This is a genomic window from Ferdinandcohnia sp. SAFN-114 (assembly GCF_059415045.1).
In genome coordinates this window covers 1-2,202 of sequence record NZ_JBPFDQ010000179.1, presented here as the reverse complement: position 1 = coordinate 2,202, position 2,202 = coordinate 1, and the positions used below count along the sequence as shown (strand labels likewise).

General features: G+C 34.0%; 1 protein-coding gene. It reads right to left on the bottom strand.

Features of this window, described 5'->3' with window-relative positions:
* Nucleotides 1-125: 125 nt before the first annotated feature.
* On the bottom strand, nt 126-1,559 hold the full coding sequence (locus ACR65M_RS26740; RefSeq protein WP_440274923.1) for an IS110 family transposase: 1,434 nt from the start codon (nt 1,557-1,559) through the stop codon (nt 126-128).
* Between the last annotated feature and the right edge of the window lie 643 nt (nt 1,560-2,202).

Genomic DNA, 2,202 nt, shown 5'->3' with positions numbered 1-2,202 from the left:
TAAATGTAGTGTAGTGCTTTAATAAATTAATGCTAATTCCTAAAAACACAAAATCGCCTATTTTTTTGTTTAATATTAGGCGATTTTGTGTTTTTAATAGACTTAGGATTTTGTTGAAAATAAGCCTAATTTTTATTGTTAGATAAAAGTTGAGGTTCTTTTGATGGATTTTTCAAATAAAGATTATCCATTTTAATACCGCAAGCCTTAGCGTGGATTACCGGATCGTATATCTTTTTGTTTTTTAGAACTGTATAAATAAGAGCCGCTATTTTACCACAAAGATGACCAATGGCCTTTTTCTTATTCATTCCTTCGTTAACCTTTCGGTCATAATATACTTTGAAGACGGTAGGGTGCTTTTGACCGTTTGCTAAAACGATTAAAGCTATTTGATATAGAACTCTCCTGGCATCTCGTACACCGCTGTAAGTTTGCCTTGTACCAGTTACAGATGTTCCTGATTGCTTATTTTCTGCTGAAACTCCAAGATATTTTTTAAACTCTTTATATGTCCTAAATCGTTCAATATCACCTATTACCCCAATTAATGTACAAGCTATATTTTCACTTATGAAGGGTAGGGACATAAGAATCTCAGTGTATGGATGTGGCTCAACACCCTTTTCTGGATTTCCCCATAGTAGTGTATTAATCTCTTGATCAATAAGTTTTATACTCTCTTCAAGCCGTAAGGCTTCTTCTATAACCCATTTTTGCCTTTCTACAAGATGTTCGGCGGGTACCGCAATCGTATTTGGCATAACTTTAGCCAAGGTATTTGCTGCTCTTTTTGCTACTCCCTTTGCTCCAGCTTTAATTAAAGTTTCATATATTTCTTCAGCCGTAGCTTCTTTCATATGAAGCCCAGTAGGATACTGTAAGACTAATCTCATCACAGATGGGCTTGATAGACTTTTAAACGCCTTATTTAAATCTGGGTGAGTTACTTTTAAAAGTTGTTGCACCTGGTTTTTTCTGCGTGTCAACTGCACATTTAAATACCAACGATCACGCATTACTGTTCTAAACAAAGATTGGAGAACAGATTGCGGTCTAATAAGTGATACACCCTGCATATGCGGGTGTAACTGCTTATGCCATCCCATATATGACATTACTTTGGCATCCATTGAATCAGTCTTTTCAGAGATACCTAGGTTATTTTTGCGAAATTCACCAACAGCTCTATTCTCAACTTGAAACAGCTCATAGCCTTCGTTTAATAACACCTGTTGGACAAGGTAAGAATAGTGTCCTCCAGTTGGTTCTAATAGAATTAAAAAATCTTTTTTTGTAAGAGAAAATTGTTTTTCAATCTTCTCTAAAGCCTTTAAAAATTCAGCGATTCCAGCACTATCTGAGTTGAATTTCATTGTCTTCGTTCGTTTCCAGGCAATGCCTTTTGGATCTAAGAACGCATCAAATGGAATACAGGAAGCAACGTGAAAACTCGCTCCTATATCAATACCAACATAAAATTGATAAAACTTACGCTTAGTTTGGTGGTCATTTTGCGTGTCATTTCCATAACTAAATGGAGTAATGGTATCTTTCATCATTTCTCCTCCTAGATGCAGTATGACATATCTGACTATCCAAGTTTCTGTTAGAGCTTTATGCCCAGTGTAGTATGTCAGGATTATATCGCCAGATATTAAATCTCATGTTTAACACAAGAGTCTAGTTTCCTAGCTCCAACCAACGGTAGAGTTTCAACTGCTTAATATGATATTGTTTTTATAGATTACTCAATATAGTCTATTAACAAAAATTTATATACGACAAAAATCTATGAATTCCTCCTAAAAAAACAAAAAAATCCTGAAAAAATGACAGGATTTTATTAAATAATTATGTAATTTAAGTGCAGTGCCACTAAAATAGTGGAGTGCCTCACACCAATATAAGAGGTCTAGAATTTTAGCCCCAACTCTAAAGGTAGAATCATTTAAAGGTCACTGCACAATTATATTTTACAGCACTTTTGGCAATAAAAAAACAATGTCCTCAAACTAACGGTAGAGTTCCACTAAATTAGTGATCCCACGTTTAAGTCAAAGGTACATTGATAATACAATTATAATTCATTAAAGAAATCATTCAAATATTTTTTGCTTAAAACTAAGTAAGTAAAGCACTTAGAGTCCCCAGTATGTAGTGTATTAAATGAGGTAATAAATCAGTTAAATTACTACAGAA